18 protein-coding genes, 2 tRNA genes and 2 pseudogenes are annotated in these 18,826 nt (G+C 42.3%); 15 read left to right on the forward strand and 7 right to left on the reverse strand.

What is annotated here, in order from left to right:
- Positions 1-122: 122 nt before the first annotated feature.
- The 4 genes from secF to rnhA all read right to left on the reverse strand — a co-directional run bounded on the left by secF (position 123) and on the right by rnhA (position 4,016).
- Positions 123-1,088 carry a protein translocase subunit SecF gene (secF, locus tag DK423_RS05645; RefSeq protein WP_032996735.1) on the reverse strand — a complete coding sequence of 322 codons (966 nt, stop codon included), beginning with the start codon at positions 1,086-1,088 and terminating at the stop codon, positions 123-125.
- Positions 1,089-1,104: 16 nt separating this feature from the next.
- Positions 1,105-2,955 carry a protein translocase subunit SecD gene (gene secD, locus DK423_RS05650; RefSeq protein ID WP_005557958.1) on the reverse strand — a complete coding sequence of 617 codons (1,851 nt, stop codon included), beginning with the start codon at positions 2,953-2,955 and terminating at the stop codon, positions 1,105-1,107.
- A 30-nt stretch (positions 2,956-2,985) separates the two neighbouring features.
- Entirely contained in the window at positions 2,986-3,285 is a 300-nt protein-coding gene (yajC, locus tag DK423_RS05655; protein ID WP_005557959.1) for a preprotein translocase subunit YajC, read from the reverse strand.
- A 263-nt stretch (positions 3,286-3,548) separates the two neighbouring features.
- Complete coding sequence (gene rnhA / locus DK423_RS05660) at positions 3,549-4,016, reverse strand: ribonuclease HI (RefSeq protein WP_005557962.1); 468 nt, start codon at positions 4,014-4,016, stop codon at positions 3,549-3,551.
- A gap of 67 nt (positions 4,017-4,083) precedes the next feature.
- Between rnhA and dnaQ the strand changes: the two genes are divergently transcribed.
- The 5 genes from dnaQ to DK423_RS05685 all read left to right on the forward strand — a co-directional run bounded on the left by dnaQ (position 4,084) and on the right by DK423_RS05685 (position 5,827).
- Positions 4,084-4,845 (forward strand): DNA polymerase III subunit epsilon, encoded by a 762-nt coding sequence (dnaQ, locus tag DK423_RS05665; protein WP_005557964.1) that lies wholly within the window; start codon positions 4,084-4,086, stop codon positions 4,843-4,845.
- Positions 4,846-4,937: 92 nt separating this feature from the next.
- Positions 4,938-5,014: transfer RNA gene (locus DK423_RS05670), tRNA-Asp, on the forward strand.
- A gap of 22 nt (positions 5,015-5,036) precedes the next feature.
- Positions 5,037-5,113 (forward strand) — tRNA-Asp (locus DK423_RS05675).
- A gap of 176 nt (positions 5,114-5,289) precedes the next feature.
- Complete coding sequence (locus tag DK423_RS05680; RefSeq protein WP_005557966.1) at positions 5,290-5,547, forward strand: type II toxin-antitoxin system Phd/YefM family antitoxin; 258 nt, start codon at positions 5,290-5,292, stop codon at positions 5,545-5,547.
- Positions 5,537-5,827 (forward strand): type II toxin-antitoxin system RelE family toxin, encoded by a 291-nt coding sequence (locus tag DK423_RS05685; RefSeq protein WP_005557968.1) that lies wholly within the window; start codon positions 5,537-5,539, stop codon positions 5,825-5,827. The genes DK423_RS05680 and DK423_RS05685 overlap by 11 nt, the downstream gene beginning before the upstream one ends.
- 60 nt (positions 5,828-5,887) lie before the next feature.
- Here DK423_RS05685 and DK423_RS05690 read toward each other — a convergent pair whose 3' ends face one another.
- Positions 5,888-6,226: a cupin domain-containing protein gene (locus tag DK423_RS05690; RefSeq protein WP_005557969.1), complete on the reverse strand. Its 339-nt coding sequence runs from the start codon at positions 6,224-6,226 to the stop codon at positions 5,888-5,890.
- Positions 6,227-6,568: 342 nt separating this feature from the next.
- On the opposite strand from DK423_RS05690, the pseudogene yedE reads away from it, so the two are divergent.
- The 9 genes and pseudogenes from yedE (at position 6,569) to queA (ending at position 15,214) form a co-directional block, all read left to right on the forward strand.
- Positions 6,569-7,635 (forward strand): annotated as a pseudogene (yedE, locus tag DK423_RS05695) (YedE family putative selenium transporter).
- 167 nt (positions 7,636-7,802) lie between these two features.
- On the forward strand, positions 7,803-9,191 hold the full coding sequence (trhP, locus tag DK423_RS05700) for a prephenate-dependent tRNA uridine(34) hydroxylase TrhP (RefSeq protein WP_005557974.1): 1,389 nt from the start codon (positions 7,803-7,805) through the stop codon (positions 9,189-9,191).
- 521 nt (positions 9,192-9,712) lie between these two features.
- A pseudogene (locus tag DK423_RS11585) lies at positions 9,713-10,606 on the forward strand (WYL domain-containing protein).
- A 12-nt stretch (positions 10,607-10,618) separates the two neighbouring features.
- Positions 10,619-10,870, forward strand: a complete 252-nt coding sequence (locus DK423_RS05710) for a hypothetical protein (RefSeq protein ID WP_005557982.1) — start codon at positions 10,619-10,621, stop codon at positions 10,868-10,870.
- 9 nt (positions 10,871-10,879) lie between these two features.
- Entirely contained in the window at positions 10,880-11,860 is a 981-nt protein-coding gene (locus DK423_RS05715; RefSeq protein WP_005557984.1) for a GTPase family protein, read from the forward strand.
- A 9-nt stretch (positions 11,861-11,869) separates the two neighbouring features.
- The gene (locus tag DK423_RS05720; protein ID WP_061886779.1) at positions 11,870-12,724 is read left to right on the forward strand and encodes a GTPase family protein; all 855 of its coding nucleotides are present in this window, start codon (positions 11,870-11,872) and stop codon (positions 12,722-12,724) included.
- A gap of 11 nt (positions 12,725-12,735) precedes the next feature.
- A complete protein-coding gene (locus DK423_RS05725) occupies positions 12,736-13,377 on the forward strand; it encodes a HEPN domain-containing protein (RefSeq protein ID WP_109043902.1) in 642 nt (213 codons plus the stop codon).
- 115 nt (positions 13,378-13,492) lie between these two features.
- Positions 13,493-14,032: an FtsZ/tubulin family protein gene (locus DK423_RS05730; protein ID WP_061886778.1), complete on the forward strand. Its 540-nt coding sequence runs from the start codon at positions 13,493-13,495 to the stop codon at positions 14,030-14,032.
- A 90-nt stretch (positions 14,033-14,122) separates the two neighbouring features.
- A complete protein-coding gene (gene queA, locus DK423_RS05735; protein ID WP_005557999.1) occupies positions 14,123-15,214 on the forward strand; it encodes a tRNA preQ1(34) S-adenosylmethionine ribosyltransferase-isomerase QueA in 1,092 nt (363 codons plus the stop codon).
- Positions 15,215-15,258: 44 nt separating this feature from the next.
- Here queA and DK423_RS05740 read toward each other — a convergent pair whose 3' ends face one another.
- Positions 15,259-16,395 (reverse strand): pyridoxal phosphate-dependent aminotransferase, encoded by a 1,137-nt coding sequence (locus tag DK423_RS05740; protein ID WP_005558000.1) that lies wholly within the window; start codon positions 16,393-16,395, stop codon positions 15,259-15,261.
- A gap of 477 nt (positions 16,396-16,872) precedes the next feature.
- On the opposite strand from DK423_RS05740, the gene tgt reads away from it, so the two are divergent.
- Positions 16,873-18,018 (forward strand): tRNA guanosine(34) transglycosylase Tgt, encoded by a 1,146-nt coding sequence (gene tgt, locus DK423_RS05745; protein ID WP_109043903.1) that lies wholly within the window; start codon positions 16,873-16,875, stop codon positions 18,016-18,018.
- Positions 18,019-18,104: 86 nt separating this feature from the next.
- On the opposite strand, the gene DK423_RS05750 is transcribed toward tgt, so the two are convergent.
- Positions 18,105-18,826 (reverse strand): IS3 family transposase (locus DK423_RS05750; protein WP_109043904.1); only part of this gene is annotated, 722 nt, incomplete at its 5' end.

The raw sequence follows: 18,826 nt of genomic DNA on the forward strand, positions 1-18,826 counted from the left end.
ACTTTCATCTGAGAATCTATTAGATATTACTTCTAATTCTCCGTCTTATTCTATTGATAAGTTTGAAAGTAAAAAGTGCGGTCGAAATTCATTATGAATTTTAACCGCACTTTTGTTATTGACTAAGGCAGTTCATCAATATCATCTTTGTTCACTTTGGGTTGCACCATGTGCTCACGGTCAAGACCTAAGTCATATGCAATAGCAATCGCAACAAAGATAGAAGAGTATGTCCCGAATCCGATACCTATTAAGAGGGCTAATGAGAAACTATGGATTGTCGGGCCGCCGAAGACAAAAAGGGCGATCACCACAATTAACGTCGTCACCGAGGTCATAATAGTTCGGGAGAGAGTTTGTGTTAATGAAATGTTAATAATGTCGATAGAAGCAATCCGTCTGATTTTACGGAAGTTCTCACGCACACGATCGAATACTACGATACTGTCATTGAGGGAATAGCCCACCACGGAAAGAATCGCTGCGATAAAGGTTAAATCCATTTCAATTTGCAAGTAGGAGAAAGCACCTAAGGTGACTATCACGTCGTGCGTAAGGGAAAGTACACCACCGACAGCTAAGCGCCATTCAAAACGCATACCGACATAAAATAACAACATGATAAGAGTTGTTAACGTGGCATAAATGGCGCCTTGAGTCAGTTCTTCTCCAACATTCGGACCAACAAACTCGGTAGAACGAATCTGAATATCGCTATCTAACGTACTTAGCATCCTCTTAACATTATCACCGATTTGCGCGTTATCTGTCGCTGGCAGGCGAATCATCACATCACGCACACCGCCGGTGGTTTGCACCAATGGGCTTTCGATCCCGTTTTGTACCAACGTGGAGCGGATTTTTTCCAAATCCGCCGGTTGAGAAAAGTGGGTGTCTACCACCACACCTCCGGTAAAATCCAGACCCCAGTTGAAGCCTTTGGTAAATACAAAGAACAGGGAAACGGCAATGATGATCACCGATGCAAGATAACCCCACATGCGGTATTTCATAAACTCAACTAAACGGAAAGGGAGTTTAATGCCTTGAATTTCTCGAATTGACTGACTTCTGTTTTCTAAATTCACAATATGTTCCTCACCGTTAAATTGATAATTTACCAATTCGTTTGCCGCCGTATAAGAAATTCACGATTGCGCGTGTTCCGGTGATTGCGGTAAACATTGAGATGGCAATTCCTAAAGATAGGGTGATTGCGAAACCTTTAATCGGACCGGTACCCACCGCGTAGAGGGCGACTGCGGTTAAAATCGTGGTTAAGTTGGCATCGAAGATGGAACTGAATGCACCGCTATAACCCTCATTAATGGCTTGCTGAATTGGACGACCGTTGCGGATTTCTTCTTTAATTCGCTCGAAGATCAACACGTTCGCATCCACCGACATCCCCACTGCTAATACGATACCGGCAATGCCCGGCATAGTGAGCGTGGCGCCCGGCAATAACGACATTAAACCGACCAATAAAACGATGTTGGCGATTAAAGCAATGCTGGCGATGATGCCGAATTTACGGTAGTAAATGACCATAAATGCCACCACGATCATTAATCCCCAGAAGCTGGCCTGTAAGCCTTGTTCTACGTTTTGCGCCCCGAGAGACGGACCGATGGTACGCTCTTCCACAATTTGAATCGGCGCAATTAACGCACCGGAGCGAAGTAGCACGGCAAGGTTTTGTGCTTCTGCCGGAGAGTCGATACCGGTAATTTGGAATTGACTGCCGAAACGACCTTGAATGGTCGCGACGTTAATGACTTCTTCGTGTTTTTGTAAAATGGTTTTACCGTTTTCGTCTTTTTTACCGCTGTCTTTATATTCTACATATAAGGTCGCCATCGGTTTTTTTAGGTTTAAGCGGGTGGTTTGTGACATGATTTCGCCGCCTTCGCTATCTAAGGTCACACTCACTTGCGGCAAGGAAGTGTTTTGATCGACGCCAGAGCTGGCATTGGTAATGTGTTCGCCACCGAGTACTGCGCGTTTATATAACACCACAGGACGATTGTTTCTGTCGTATTTCACTTCGGAATCGGAAGGCACCATACCACGTGCTGCCGCTTCTAAATTAGCGTTTGTATTAACTATACGAAATTCAAGGGTAGCCGTTGCACCGAGAATTTCTTTCGCGCGGGCAGTGTCTTGTACTCCCGGTAATTCAACCACGATGCGTTCTGCCCCTTGACGTTGAATAACGGCTTCGGCGACACCCAATTCGGTAACACGTTTGCGCAAAATACTCAGATTTTGCTCAATAGCACTCTCACGGGCTTCATTCAATACGGAATCAGATAAGCCTAAGGACAAAGTGTTATCGGATGTGGTACGAACATCTAAATTCGGGTGCTGTCTGTGTAAGTAACGTTGTACGTCAGAAAGTTGTTCAGGATTGGCTAAGGTTATACCGGTGCTGAAATTATCAATGGATTTAATGGCGCTGTATTGATATTTTTCTTTACGCAGTTCGGTACGCAAGGAATCCTGTAATTGTTCCTGACGTTTGGTAAGCGCGGAATTCATATCCACTTCCATCAGGAAGCGTACGCCACCACGTAAGTCCAGACCCCATTTCATCGGGTTGCCGCCAATGCTGCTTAACCATTTCGGGGTTGCCGGTGCAAGGTTTAACGCGACGGAATAGTTGGTGCCTAATTTTTCGGTAATTTTGTCTTTGGCGAGTAATTGCGTATCTGTATTGTTAAAACGCACTAAAATCGAGCCGTTTTCCAATACGATGGATTTGGTTGCCAGATTATTATCTTTAAGCACGGATTGAACATCGCTAAGGACGGCGGAATTGGCTTCCTGACCGCGAGTTCCTGAAATTTGTACGGCAGGATCTTCACCGTAAAGATTTGGAAGAGCATATAAAATACCAATGGCGACCACGAAGATCACCATCAGATTCTTCCATAAAGGGTAACGATTTAACATAGATTTCCTGTTCCCTTGAGGAATGTATGATTAAAGGGTTTTGATTGTACCTTTCGGTAACACAGCCGTAATATAGTTGCGGTTGATTGTCACTTCGGTGCTGTCGTTTAATGCGATAACAATGCTGTCACTGTTTTCAACCACTTTGGTGATTTTACCGATGATACCGCCGGCGGTAAGCACTTCGGTGCCTTTGGCTAGTTCAGACATAAGTTTTTTATGTTCTTTATTTCTTTTTGCCTGCGGACGATAAATCATGAAATAGAAAATCAATCCGAATATGACGAAAATAAATAACATTGACATTGGGCTGCCTTGTTGCGTTTCCATTCAAATTTCCTTTTAGTTAATGAAAATATAAAGACGCCGTGAAGCGTCCGTAACTGATAAAAAACCGCCGCCTAAAATACCATAAATCTGTTGGAATGTGAAAATGATATTGTAAGCATACCGTGAAAAAAGCCTGCGCTTTTGGGCATTGAGCAGATTTTTTATTTAGCGGATTTGATGATTTTTAAACTTCTTCGGATCCGGGAGGAAAATGTGATTGTTTCTGTAGTTGAGAAAAGTGCGGTTCTTTTTTCAGGTGGATTTTATGCTTCCGCTTGGTAACCATCGTCATTCAGCGTCGGGTTCTCCGCGCCCTGCTTTGCCAGTTGATCGCAAATTTCATTTTCACGATGCCCCGCGTGTCCTTTCACCCAGCGCCAATCCACCTTATGACGGCCAATCGCCTGATCTAACGCCATCCATAAATCCTGATTTTTCACCGGTTTGCCACTACTCGCCTTCCAATGATTTTTCTTCCAGTTAAAAATCCATTGGGTGATACCGTTTTTCATGTATTGGCTGTCGCTGTATAAATGGATGTCGCAGGGCTCTTTCAGGCTGTTTAAGGCTTCCACCACCGCTAATAATTCCATGCGGTTGTTGGTGGTCAGAAAGAAGCCTTTGGACAATTGTTTTTCGTGCTGTTTGTAACGTAACAAAATGCCGATACCGCCCGCGCCGGGGTTGCCGAGGCAGGATCCATCGGTAAAAATTTCGATTTGTTTGCGCATATTGACTACTAATTTATTTCAAATGAGGCGATAATACCCGAAATTTTTGCGGATAAAAAGTAGCGTTATGAGTATTCAAATTAACCCGAATCGCCAAATTGTACTGGATACGGAAACTACCGGTATGAACCAGTTAGGCGCCCATTATGAAGGTCACTGTATTATTGAAATCGGTGCGGTGGAAATGATTAACCGCCGTTATACCGGCAATAATTTTCACATTTATATTAAACCGAATCGCCCGGTGGATCCCGATGCCATCAAGGTGCACGGCATTACCGATGAAATGCTGGCGGACAAACCGGATTTCAGTCAGGTCGCCAATGAATTCATCGCATATATCAAAGGTGCCGAATTACTTATTCACAACGCGCCCTTCGACGTGGGCTTCATGGATTATGAATTCGCCAAGCTGAACCTGCCGATTAAAACCAACGACATTTGCCTGGTGACCGACACGCTGACCATGGCGCGTCAAATGTATCCCGGCAAAAAAAACAACTTGGATGCGCTCTGTAGCCGTTTGGGGATAGATAACAGTAAACGTACGCTGCACGGCGCGTTACTGGATGCGGAGATTCTGGCGGATGTATATCTTGCCATGACGGGCGGGCAAACCAGCTTGTTTGATGAAAGTGAACCGGAAATTATTCAGCACGCCGGCGAACAGCAGGTGCAAAGTGCGGTCGTTTTTTCACACAATTTGCGTCTGCTCACCCCAACGGAAGAAGAACTGCAGGCGCATTTGGAATACCTCAAATTAATCAATAAAAAAAGCAAGGATAATTGCCTTTGGGAGCGCCAATCTCAAGAAGAAACCCGTCATTAATAAAATCGTTCACCGATTAAACAAGTAACCCCAAAAGAGAAAAAAAAGTTGACGGAGTGCCCCCGCGCCATTATTATGCACCTCACCTGTGCGGAGTGGTAGTTCAGCTGGTTAGAATACCTGCCTGTCACGCAGGGGGTCGCGGGTTCGAGCCCCGTCCATTCCGCCAATTCTTTTATCTATTCTAATTCGGAGCGGTAGTTCAGCTGGTTAGAATACCTGCCTGTCACGCAGGGGGTCGCGGGTTCGAGTCCCGTCCGTTCCGCCAATTCTCGAAATATTCACATTATTTCTATCACTAAAATTTTATAATTCACATCCACACTAACTTTCTTGATTAAAGATTTACTATTTATCTATCCGCCCAAATAACTCAAGAATATCTTTAAAAATTTTTTTAAAGTATTATTATAAGACTCCGGAATCACTAAAAAGGGAAAAATTATGGCAATACATCAAATTTTGACACAACAAGCCGCAAGCATTACCGATTTAAAACGGGATCCGATGGGTATTGCGTACGCAAGCCAACAAGATGGTGCCGTAGCCATATTAAACCGTAATCAACCGGCCTTTTATTGCGTCACGCCTGCATTATTTGAATATTTTCAAAATCTGGCCGAAGACGCAGAATTAGGCAGAATTGCTGAAGAGCGCCTGGCAACCCTTGATCCGATTGAGGTGAGCCTTGATGACTTATAAACTCACTTTTGATAAAAGGGCTTTAAAAGAGTGGGAAAAGTTAGGCGATACCATACGCCAACAATTCAAAAACAAACTTGCGGAACGCTTAGAAAATCCGAGAGTACCCGGCGACAAATTAAGAGGTTATCAAAACCTTTATAAAATCAAACTCCGCGCTGCCGGTTATCGCTTAGTTTATGAAGTTAATGATAACCAAATTTATATTCTTGTTTTATCCGTGTGTAAACGGAACAGATTAAACGCATACAAAAACGCAGAATTTAGACAGGCCCGGTAAAACAGGCTTTTTTAACCAACAAAAATAAAAGGCACATTAAGTGCCTCTCTGCTTACCTCACTATCTTCCCTCTTTCGGGAACACCACCGTCAAAAACATTTTGAAATTTTCCAAGGCATACAAAGCATGAGGAATGTCCGCAGGCAGTACGATACTTTCGCCGGCATTGACTTCGTAGTCGGTTGTGTCGATGGTGATTCTGGCTTTGCCTTCCAACATTGTCACCAGGGCATCGCCACGGGATTTATGGGCGCTGATTTCCTCGCCTTTCGGCAGGCAAAACATGGTTAACCCCACGGCGGGATTTTGTGAAAATGTTTTACTGATAACCTGTCCGTCTTGATATACCAAAAGATCATTAAGTTTAAGAACGGTAGCTTTTTCAATATTTTTTAACATATTTTTGCTCCTTTTAAATCGTCAAACCAAACTGCTTGTCGCCCAATAAGCAGGCGACAAGCCGATTATACGCCCGTAATAAATGCAATTTCATTATCATCTGAACCTTTAATTAGTTTACATCAAAAAAACGCCATCAAAAACCACCGCACTTTGAGAGAAAAATGCGCTTCCCGTCGCTAAAAGTGCGGTCAATTTTTCATTTAAAACAAATCCTTGATCCCGCTCACAATATCATCACAAGATACTTTTCTTATTTTTATCGTCTTTTTACAATGAAAGCGTTTTTAAAGCATTAAAAACATCATTCACGTTTACTTCAGATATCACAAGGGTCTTATTATGAAAATCTTAACTTGGCCTGTGGTTGCAGGTGCTGCACTTGGTATCGTTGCTCCACTTCTAACCTACAACGGCAATCCCGACAATATGGGCTTTTGCGCAGCCTGCTTCTTGCGCGACACCGCAGGGGCGTTAGGACTGTACCGCACCGCACCGCACCGTTACAATATCTGCGCCCCGAACTTATCGGTTTAGTGCTGGGCGCATTAATCAGTGCCTTTCTTTCCAAAGAATTCCGTCCACGGGGCGGTTCGGCGCCTCTTGCACGCATTAGCTTGGGCTTTTTCGCCATGTTGGGCGCGCTCATTTTCTTGGGCTGTCCGTGGCGTGCTTATTTGCGTCTGGGCGGCGGCGATTTAACTGCCATCGCAGGTATCCTCGGCTTATTTGCGGGTATATTAGGCGGCATTTTCTTCGCCAACCGAGGATTTTCACTCGGCAAATCTGCCGAACAAAGCCAATCTTCGGGTTTAATCGGCCCGATATTCAGCTTGATTTTATTGGTGTTACTTCTCAGCCAATTTAAATTCGGCGAAAATTTGCCTGTCTTTTTTTCCGAAAAAGGTCCCGGCGCACAACACGCCGCCATTTGGATGTCTTTGGGCGGCGGGTTATTACTTGGCGTGTTAATGCAAAAATCACGCTTCTGCACCATCGGCGCATTCCGTAATTTCGTGTTGTTCCGCGACGCCCATTTATTAAACGGCGTCATCGCCTTAGTCCTCTTCGCTGCCATCACCAACAGCATATTAGGGCAATTCCATGTGGGATTCGATCAACAACCCATCGCCCACAATCAATACGTCTGGAATTTCTTATCCATGGCACTTTGCGGACTTTGCTTCTCACTCGGCGGCGGTTGCCCGGGCAAACAATTGGTGAACATCGGTGAAGGCAATAATGACGCTGCGCTCTTTGTATTAGGGATGTTGTTGGGTGCGGCGGCTGCACATAATTTTTTACTCGCCGCCTCCCCTGCCGGCGTGACACAATTTACGCCTTATGTATTGGTTCTGGGTTTTGTTGTCTGTCTTTATATCGGACTAACGAATAAATCCAAAATTTGAGTTTCAATCAACGTTTTCACGCCCGCAAACCAAGCGGGCGTTTTGCGTAAAAAACACATGAAAAACCCACCGCACTTTTTCTTTACAAAAACCAAAATCCGCCTAAAATAGCCGTCCTTACGATTTGCCTTGGGCAAATTACTGACTTGAAATCAGACGAGACTTTTATGACAACCCCATTTAAACCCGAATTACTTTCTCCTGCCGGCTCGTTAAAAAATATGCGCTACGCCTTTGCTTACGGCGCGGATGCGGTCTATGCCGGTCAACCGCGTTACAGCTTGCGCGTACGCAATAACGAGTTCAATCACGCCAATTTAAAAATCGGTATTAATGAAGCTCATTCCCTCGGCAAAAAATTCTATGTAGTGGTGAACATCGCGCCGCACAACTCCAAACTCAAAACCTTTATCAAAGATTTACAACCGGTTATCGACATGGGGCCGGATGCGTTAATTATGTCCGATCCGGGCTTGATTATGCTGGTGCGTGAAAATTTCCCCGACATTGACATTCACCTTTCCGTGCAAGCCAACGCGGTAAACTGGGCGACGGTAAAATTCTGGAAGCAAATGGGCTTGACCCGCGTAATTTTGTCGCGCGAACTGTCCCTTGATGAAATTGCCGAAATTCGCCAACAGGTGCCGGATATTGAACTGGAAATTTTCGTTCATGGTGCATTGTGTATGGCATATTCCGGTCGTTGCCTGCTTTCCGGCTATATCAACAAACGCGACCCGAACCAAGGCACGTGCACCAACGCCTGTCGCTGGGAATATAAAATGGAAGAAGGCAAAGTGGACGACGTAGGCAACATCGTGGCGAAAATCGATCCTAGCCAACAAATTGAAGTGAAAAATGTCGCCCCGACCTTGGGTGAAGGCGCCGTCACCGACAAAGTGTTCCTTTACACCGAAGCACAAAATCCTGACGAACAAATGACCGCCTTTGAAGACGAGCACGGCACTTATTTCATGAACTCAAAAGACTTGCGCGCCGTACAACACGTGGAAAAATTGACCGCACTTGGTGTGCATTCGCTCAAAATTGAAGGTCGCACCAAATCCTTCTACTATTGCGCCCGCACTGCTCAAGTTTACCGTAAAGCCATTGATGATGCGGTTGCCGGCAAGCCGTTCGATGAAAGCCTGATGGATACTTTGGAATCCTTGGCGCACCGTGGCTACACCGAAGGCTTCTTACGTCGCCATACTCACGATGAATATCAAAACTACGAATACGGCTACTCCATTTCCGAACGCCAACAATTCGTCGGCGAATTCACCGGCAAACGTAACGAACAGGGCATGGCGGAAGTGGCGGTGAAAAATAAATTCCTGCTCGGCGACGAAGTGGAAATGATGACACCGCAAGGCAATATCGTTTTCAAAATCAACAAAATGCTCAACCGCAAAAACGCTGAAGTGGACGCCGCATTAGGCGACGGACATTTTGTCTTCTTGGACGTGCCGCAAGACATCGGCTTAGATTACGCACTGTTAATGCGGAACCTAGTCAACACCAACACCCGCAACCCTCACGAAAATAAAAGTTAATATTTTGTTAAAATTATGTTGCAATATTAATTTAGGTGTATATAATGCGCGCATACCCTAGAAAAATATAACTCAAAATACTTTATTCAGCCCTTCCCCCTTGAAAGGGCTTTTTTTGTCTTGTGAAAAGTGGAACTTGCTTAAAAATTATTCACAAACTCGTTTATTCATCTTTAACGCAGTCATAAACATCGCCCACGCTCAAAATCCATTGGATTTTTTGACCGCACTTTAAATCGATTTAAGTTCCGCCTACATACATTTTCACCCCTAACGATAAAGTTCAAAAATTTACACAACTTTACTTATCTAACCAACCCGCATTCCAATTACCTCATTCATATTAAACGTATTATTTTACAGATTTAAAAAATTGCCCCCACTTGAAGTGAACATAAAACACTCTACAATACCCGCCCAAAATATTATTTCATTTATATACAACATTTTTTATAACCCGAACCAACCGTGCAATTCAGCAAAATAAACTACATCAACATTTGCTGAAGAGGACAAAAACAATGACAAGTAAAAACGAAAGGCTTGCCCTGCGTTTAGCGGAAATTCTGATTGAGCTAAACACACGCGGGCAAGTCGATATAACGGAATTAGCACAGCGCTTTTCCATTGGAACCCGAACGCTACAAAAAGACCCCAATGTCCGTCTGGCATTTCTGAATTGGGAAAAAGCCGGTCCGCGTTATTATTCCATCAACCAAAACCAACTGGGCGTTTTCACCCAATCTGACATTCAGCGTTTCGCCCGCTTCGCCAGCGTACAGAATTTATTCCCCAAACTGGATCGCGAATTCTTCCAGCATAGCCTAACGGAAAGCATTAAAGTTAAAGGCTTTTAATACGAATCCATCCAACACCGACAAAAAGAATTTAAGCTGTTACAACAGGCTATTGATCATCATCAGGTGGTTGAATTTTCTTATAAAAAGCAAGGTTATCCCGATTCAAACAGAACGCTTGAACCCTATATCCTGCTTAATAAAAACGGCATTTGGTATTTAATCGGTTTGGAAAACGGCAAAGAAAAAACCTTTTGTTTCAGCCAAATCCATTTTTTAAAACTGACGAAGCAAACGTTTACGCCAAAGCTGGAATTCCTGGAAAAAATTAGCCAAAGCGACAGCATTTCTCATGGCAATCAATTAGATGAAGTCATCATCAAAGTAGATGCCAAAGTCGCCCATTATTTCACCCGACGCCCCCTCTTGCCGAATCAGGAAATTATTCGCCATATAGAAAACGGCGAACTCCTGATTGCCTGTAAAAATATTCACTAAATGGAAATTATTCCATTGGTGCAATATTGGCTTCCTCATTTAACCATTGTGAGCCTAGATAATCTGCAGGAAAAGTTGGTGAATAAACTTAAAAATTATATAAGTGCGGTCAGAAATTAGGATGGATTTAATATGAAATATTATGTTAGAAAGAAAATAAGTCTTGAAGAATTTAAAGACTATAAAGGAAAAGCAAGAAAAGAAAGTTTATGGTTTAAGCAGAAAAATAAAAAGAAACTGAAACGGGATTTATTAAAAGCCAAAAGAAGATGGAAATGGGTAGAAAATCGCTCTAAAAATGTAAAGAAGAAAATTGATAGAAAGTTAGCGTTATTGGAGAAACTTGATCCGAATATGCCAATATTTTTTAGCAACAAACAATAGGGAAAAATTATGATATCACCTTTTTTAATTCAACAATCCATTTCTCAAACTAATACGAATAATTTAGTTGTAGAGGATAATAGAACCAATCCTTCCGAAAAGGATAATCAAAAAATTCTGGATGAATGGTTAGATAAGTTACCAGAATCACTCCGTTCAAAGATAAAAGAACGCCTATTTAAAACAATTAACTATGAGCCTAAAATTGGCATAATGGGGAAATCAGGAGCAGGAAAATCATCTCTTGTGAATGCTATTCTAACTAAAGCCATTTGTGAAACTGGTGGTGTTGGAGGTTGTACTAGAGAAATTCAAGAAGAGAAAGCCGTAATAAATGGTACAAAAATTACTTTTGTTGATTTGCCTGGAGTAGCTGAAAATAAGGATCGACATTCAGAATACGAGAAACTTTATGCAGAGAAAATTAAAGAGCTTGATCTTATTTTATGGGTAATAAAAGTTGACGATAGAGCAAATAAAAATGATGAAGAGTTCTATGAAGAGCTTATTCAATATTATGATAAGAAACGAATTCTATTTGTTCTTAGTCAATGTGATAAAGCTCAACCTAACCGTGAATTTGACTATCCAAACTTTAAACTTTCACAAAAACAATTAGATAATATTTCACAAAATAAAAAACGAATATCTGAATATTTCAACATTCCTGCCAACTATGTATTACCTGTTGCATGTGAATATTATGAAGAAAAGTTTAATAATTGGAATATTCCAGAATTAATTACGCGTATTATTGAAGTAGTTCCATCAGAAAGCAAAAGCGCTATATATAAAACTATTCCAAAAGAAAACAGAACTCTAGAAGCTAAATCAAGTGCAAAAAGTGGATTTAGAAAGTTTATTGAAGAGGCAATTGATACTGTAATTGATCATATACCCATGCCTGACATAGCAAAAAATATCGCCAAAAAAGCTAAAGATATTTTTCTTGATGGAATTGGAAAGGCCTGGGATTATTTCTTTGATTAAGGATTAATAATGAAACAAAATACATATTATCTTTCTAGCAATATGTTACAAATAATAAAAAATGATAAACTTCGTTCAGAAGTTGCTGAATTTACAACCGCGTTTAACAAATTGCACTGTTTAACAGAACAACAACCCTTTAGAATTGGTGTAATGGGAAAATCAGGAGCAGGAAAGTCCACTATCATTAATTCTCTTTGTCAAGATAATATTTGTAAAACTGGAGGAAGTAGAGGGGTTACGCGTAATATTCAGAGAATAAAAGGAAAATTAGGTGATATGCAAGTGCGTATTTTAGATTTTCCAGGTATTGCAGAAAGCCAGGAGTGGGATAAGGAATATATTGAAATTTATAAAACCTACTTAGATAAACTTGATCTTATTTTATGGACCATTAAAATCGATGATAGAGCTATTATTGAAGATGAAAAGTTTTGTGAAAGATACATATTTATTACCCAAAAACTAAGAGAGAAATGTATTTTTGTATTAACACAATCTGACAAATCAGAACCAATCAGAGAATGGGACAATGTCTCATTCTCTCCATCGCCTCGGCAAAAAGAAACAATCATGAAAAATCATGTCCGACTTGTTATGGATTTAGATATTAGCGAATGGAACAGCGTAATTCATGTCGCATGTAGCTATGAGGAAAATAAAATGGGTATTAAAACCTATAATTTTGATGCTATTTTTGAAGCTATCCTATTTAAGTTAGACACAATCCCCCGCCTATCCAGTACAATTTCTACAGGAGTAAATATTGCCGTAACTGTAAGAAGAATGAATAAAACGATAGAAATGTCTAGGTTCGCAGCAGAAAATAGAGAAAATATCTATCCTAATATCATCAATATGTGAGAGAAAAAATATTGCTATTATTACAACAATACTATAAACAACATCGCACAGAATATTCTGATGATTTCCGTCTCCGAATCCACCGCGCCCTAAGCTGGCTGAATTCCGCAAGTGAATTGGAGAATTTAGATCATAAATTCATCACGCAATGGATTGCATTTAATGCAGCTTATGCAAATGAAATTAGCAGTATTTCGGGTGATAGAAATACTTTTTTCGAGTTCTTGAAAAAAGTCTGTGATTTGGATGAGGAAGAAAAAATTCACTCGATCATTTGGGATTCCTACAGTGAACCTTTTGAAAAACTTCTTGATACGCCTTATACCTTTCAACCATTTTGGGATTTCCATAATGACAAGCGTTCGGAATCCGATTGGGAAAGAATGTTCCATGGGGCAAAACGTAAAGCGCAATTTGCCTTAAAAAATAAGGAAACCCATGTCGTATTACAAATTATCTTTAGTCACCTTTATACGCTAAGAAATCAGCTCTTGCATGGCGGCTCAACATTTAATAGCAGTGTTAATCGAATACAGCTTAAAGAAATTTGTGATTTATTAGGGGCGTTAATTCCGATCACTTTAGATATTATGATGAAAAACCATAATGAAATGGATTGGGGAAAACCGTTCTATCCTTATATTCAAGATTAGCGTTTATTAGGCAGACTAATCCATCTTAACGTCGTCAAAACTTTTTTAGCCCGAACCAACCTTACATAGTCTGTCGTTATTATTTCTTTTTGTTTATTAGCATAAGGAAAATAACATGATAGCCAAGGTTATTGGTTGTGGTGGTTGCGGAAGCAATATTATTGATTATTTATTAGCGCAAGATCTGAAACAAACCGAATTTTGTGTCATCCATTCTAATCCGCAAAAAATTCAGGAAGCCGACCCAAACATCACGTTTGTACTTGATTCGTTAGAAGGAAAACAGCGGAAAATTTTTCTAAAAGGCATTGTCTGTGATGCCAATCCTTGCATTATCGTTTGCGGATTAGGTGGGAAAAGCGGTGGCGAATTTACGCGGGAAATCGTTCAAGCCGCCAACACATTAGGACTAAAACCCCACATTATTGCAACCACGCCTTTCGTCTTTGAAAGCGAAGAAAAAATGCATACTGCACAAATATATATAAACCAATTAAAGCAGTTAGATTGTAAAATCACGCTAATTTCTAATGCGGAGATGACACAAGATTTATATGCCCCCCTGGGGCTAATCGGCGCTTTTGGGGCAATTCATGAGGCGTTTTACAAAATGATTCGCGAGCAAATTAAGCCCGTCACCTACCCATTTCCTTAATGAGCGCCAAAAAGTGCGGTAGTTTTCCCTTGAGATCCTCCCCGATTCGCACTAGACTACCGCCCTCTTTTTTAAACCAAATATTCCATTATGCGTGTTGCCGATTTTTATTTTGATTTACCTGATGAGTTGATTGCCCGTTATCCGAAAGCGGAGCGGGCAGCCAGCCGATTATTACAACTGAATGGTGAAAACGGGGAAATTTTTCACCGCACTTTTGCCGATGTATTGGAACTGATTAACCCCGGCGATTTGATGATCTTCAATAATACCCGTGTGATTCCCGCACGGATGTTCGGGCGTAAAATCAGCGGCGGGAAAATTGAGGTGCTGGTGGAACGGGTGTTAAGCGACTCCCGTTTTTTAGCTCACGTCCGCGCCTCCAAAGCGCCGAAAGAAGGGGCGGAATTGATTTTAGGCGAGGATAAACTGGGCGAAGGTAACGGCGTAAATGCCACCATGATTGGTCGCCAAGGCAGTTTGTTTGAGATCGAAATAACCGAAAAACAGACCGCACTTTTTGATGTGTTGCAGAAAATCGGACACATGCCGTTGCCACCGTATATTGACCGCCCGGATGAAGAAGCGGATCAGGAGCGCTATCAAACCGTGTATAACAAAGTGCCGGGGGCAGTTGCGGCGCCAACGGCGGGCTTACATTTTGATGATGAATTATTGGCGCAACTCAACGCCAAAGGGGTAAATTTCGCGTTTGTGACATTGCACGTCGGGGCGGGAACATTTCAGCCTGTTCGCGTGGAAAATATTGAAGATCACGTGATGCACGCGGAATATGTGGAAGTGCCGCAAAAAGTGTGTGATGCCATTTTGGCGACGAAAAAAGCCGGTAAGCGGGTAATTGCAGTCGGGACGACCTCCGTGCGCTCCATTGAAAGTGCGGCACTGGCAGCGGAAGAGAAACAAAGTGCGGTGTTAATTGAGCCTTATTTTTCCGACACATCCATTTTCATTTATCCGGGCAAATCCTTCCGTGTAGTGGATTGCCTGATTACCAATTTCCATTTGCCGGAAAGCACGTTAATTATGTTGGTTTCCGCCTTTGCGGGTTTTTCCCATACAATGAATGCTTATAAAAGTGCGGTGGAAAATCGCTATCGTTTTTTCAGTTACGGCGATGCGATGTTTATCAGCAAAAATCCTGATGTGAAAGGATTGGAATAACGGATTTCAGAAAAAGTAAAGGTGGGCTATTCCCACCTTTATTTTTATACCCAACCGTTTTGTCTGAATTCTTTGAGGATTTTCACAAAACGTTGCATTTCTTCCGGCGTCCCTAAAGTTAAACGGCTCCAGCTTTGAATCGGCAAAAATTCACGTCCGACCAAAATACCATTTTCTTTCATACGCTCTTGGTAGGTTTGCATGTCGCCTTTAATTTCATGAAAAATAAAGTTGCCGTTAGACGGTGCAAATTTTAAACCCAGTTCTCGCAATGCGTTTTGCACGATTTTACGGGAAGCTTCGTTACTTTGTAAGCTCAATTGGGCGAAAGTTTTGTCTTTCAAGGAAGCAAGCGCGGCAACCGCACCGGCAATGTTGATATTATCAATGGACATGAATTTATCCACTTCTTCCACCACATCGGAATTCGCCAGCATATACCCCACACGATAACCTGCCATGGCGTAAAATTTAGAGAAAGTGCGGGTGACGGCAACATTTTTAAAACCCTGTTTAATCAGCTTAACGCCACTTTCAAAAACTGGATCCTGCACATATTCGGCGTAGGCTTCATCCAGCAAAAAGAAATAATTTTCCGGCGCTTTTTTAATCCAACGGAATAATTCTTTTGCCGGCGTCACGGTTGAAGTTGGATTATTCGGGTTACACAAATAGAAAATACTCACGCCGCTAAACTGCTCGGCGGTTTCTTGCAATTTTGCCAAATCAAACCGAAAATCCTTAGTCAGCGGCACTTTAGCAACCGCTACATTCATAGCTTGTGCATATAATTCGGCATAATTAAACGTCGGATCAGGCACCACCAGCTGGACTGTCTGTTTTGCTTGTCTGGCTTTAAATACCTGTGATTGAATGATCCCGCGAATATTTTCAGAGGATCCATTCCCCAAGGAAACGAAATTATCTTCCAGATTATATTTTTCGGCTAATTGACGGATTAATTCACTACGACGCTCATCGGGATAACGGGAACCAATCCCGATACTATTAATAATCGCCTGTTTTGCTTTTTCCGACATGCCCAATGAATTTTCATTGAAATTCAAATGTAGAATACCGGAACCATTACCCCTGCCTTTCTTTTTTGCTATCAACGTTGGTGCAATAGTCATCCCGATAACTGCGGCGCCGGTTAATTTCAGAAGTTTTCTCCGCTGCATAAAGCTCTACCTTTATGAATGATCACATTTAAAATATAAGTATAAATATTAATACGATAAATATCTTTTTCAAGAAAAACCTTGGGCTATGTCAAAAAATTGAAACTGATTTAAGCGCCGAAAGAAGGCAGTGTTTGACTTATTTTCGGGCAAGTCATAAAATAAAAAACAAGGAATGGTGGTAACCATTCCTTGATTCGGTAAATCTGCTTAGCCAGCGCTACCTTTCAGTAACAGGCACAGCAGAATAACGATGATTAGCTTCAAAATAAATTTAATCATTGTTTTTTTCCTTTATCAAAATAAAGGATCTACTTAAAACAGCCCGTCAGGTGCAACTGGCGGACTGATTTTTCGCAGATCCGCCTCTGCTCGTAAGAGCATTGCGAAAAATTATAGCATGAAGCCTGTATATTTAAACAGGCTTTTTTTTATTGACCAAAAACCTTCGAACTGTTTATTCGTTGAGGAAATTTAATGAAGTATGAATTAGACAAAACCAGCGGCAATGCCCGTCGCGGTCGCTTGGTATTTGAACGTCCGCAAGGCACTTTCACTGTTGAAACGCCGACATTTATGCCTGTGGGAACTTACGGCACAGTAAAAGGTATGACACCGGAAGAAGTGCGTGCCACCGGCGCGGAAATTTTGCTCGGTAATACCTTCCATTTGTGGTTGCGCCCGGGGCAGGAAGTCATGCGTAAGCACGGTGATTTACACGATTTTATGCAATGGCATCGTCCGATTTTGACAGATTCCGGCGGTTTCCAAGTGTTCAGTTTGGGCAAGTTACGCAAAATCACTGAAGAAGGCGTAAAATTTCAAAACCCGATTAACGGCGAACGCATTTTCTTATCGCCAGAAAAGTCCATGGAAATTCAATATGATTTGGGTTCCGACATCGTAATGATTTTCGATGAATGTACGCCCTACCCCGCCACGTTTGATTATGCCAAGCAATCCATGGAAATGTCCCTGCGCTGGGCACAACGCAGCCGCGCTCGTTTTGACGAATTAGGCAACAAAAACGCGCTGTTCGGCATTATCCAAGGCGGAATCTTTGAAGAATTGCGCAAAGTTTCACTGGAAGGCTTGGTCAATATCGGCTTTGACGGCTACGCGGTGGGCGGTTTAGCCGTAGGCGAACCGAAAGAAGATATGCACCGCATTTTGGAATACATTTGCCCGCAGATTCCCGCCGACAAACCGCGCTATTTAATGGGCGTGGGAAAACCGGAAGATTTAGTGGAAGGCGTGCGTCGCGGCATTGATATGTTCGACTGCGTAATGCCAACCCGCAATGCACGAAACGGACATTTATTCGTCACCGACGGCATCGTTAAAATCCGTAATGCCAAATACAAAGACGACACTAGCCCGCTGGATCCGCACTGTGACTGTTACACTTGCAAACACTATACCAAAGCCTATTTGTATCACCTGGACAAATGCGGCGAAATCCTTGGTGCGCGCCTTAATACCATCCACAACCTGCGGTGTTACCAACGCTTAATGGCAGAAATTCGCCAGGCGATCGAAGCGGATCGTTTTGATGATTTTGTGGTGGAATTTTATGCCAGAATCGGCAAACCCGTTCCGCCGTTGCAATTAACAGATCAGTAATCCCAAAAGTGCGGTCATTTTAAAAAACGTTTTTCAAATCGACCGTACTTTGATCTGCTCCCCAAAACTTGGACAGATAACTAAACCTAAGTTAAATATTGAGCTCTGTACTGCACAGGGCTCAAATTGTTTAATTTAGGCTTAATGCGCTCCTCGTTATAATAACGAATAGAGTCATGTATCGCCCGTTCTAATTCGTCAATATCCTTAAACTGACGGGAATAAAAACATGCCGACTTCAACGTGCTGAAAAAACTTTCTATCACCGCATTGTCATAACAATTCCCGCGCCGGCTCATGCTCTGTATGGCATAAGGCGAACCATTATCCCGAATCAACATTTTCCGCCAACGGGCAAGCCCGTAAAGGTAGCCTTGGTCGGTGTGAATAATCGGTAAATCCGTTTCCTTTAACTGCGCCAACGCTTTCTTTAGCATCGACGACACCAATCCGAAGGTCGGGCGTCTATGTGTGGCAAAGGCAATAATCTCCTGATTGGCTAAGTCCATCATAGGAGAAAGATACAACTTCTCCGTCCCTACCCGACATTCGGTTACATCGGTCACCCACTTTTCCTTTAATTTTGAGGCAGTAAAGTTGCGTTGTAGCAAATTCGGTGCCACATGACTCGGTTTACCCGCCTTTTTGCGTCGTTTCACTTTCACACAAGAACGTATCCCTAATACCCGCATATGCGCCAACACCGTTTTGCCGCTGAGAAAAATCCCTTCCTGCTGTAACTTGAGCCGAATCATGCGGTAACCATCCCGCCCCTGATTCGCCTGATAAAGGTCGAGGATACGCTGTC

It is taken from the genome of Aggregatibacter actinomycetemcomitans, assembly GCF_003130205.1.
Classification (GTDB): domain Bacteria; phylum Pseudomonadota; class Gammaproteobacteria; order Enterobacterales; family Pasteurellaceae; genus Aggregatibacter; species Aggregatibacter actinomycetemcomitans_A.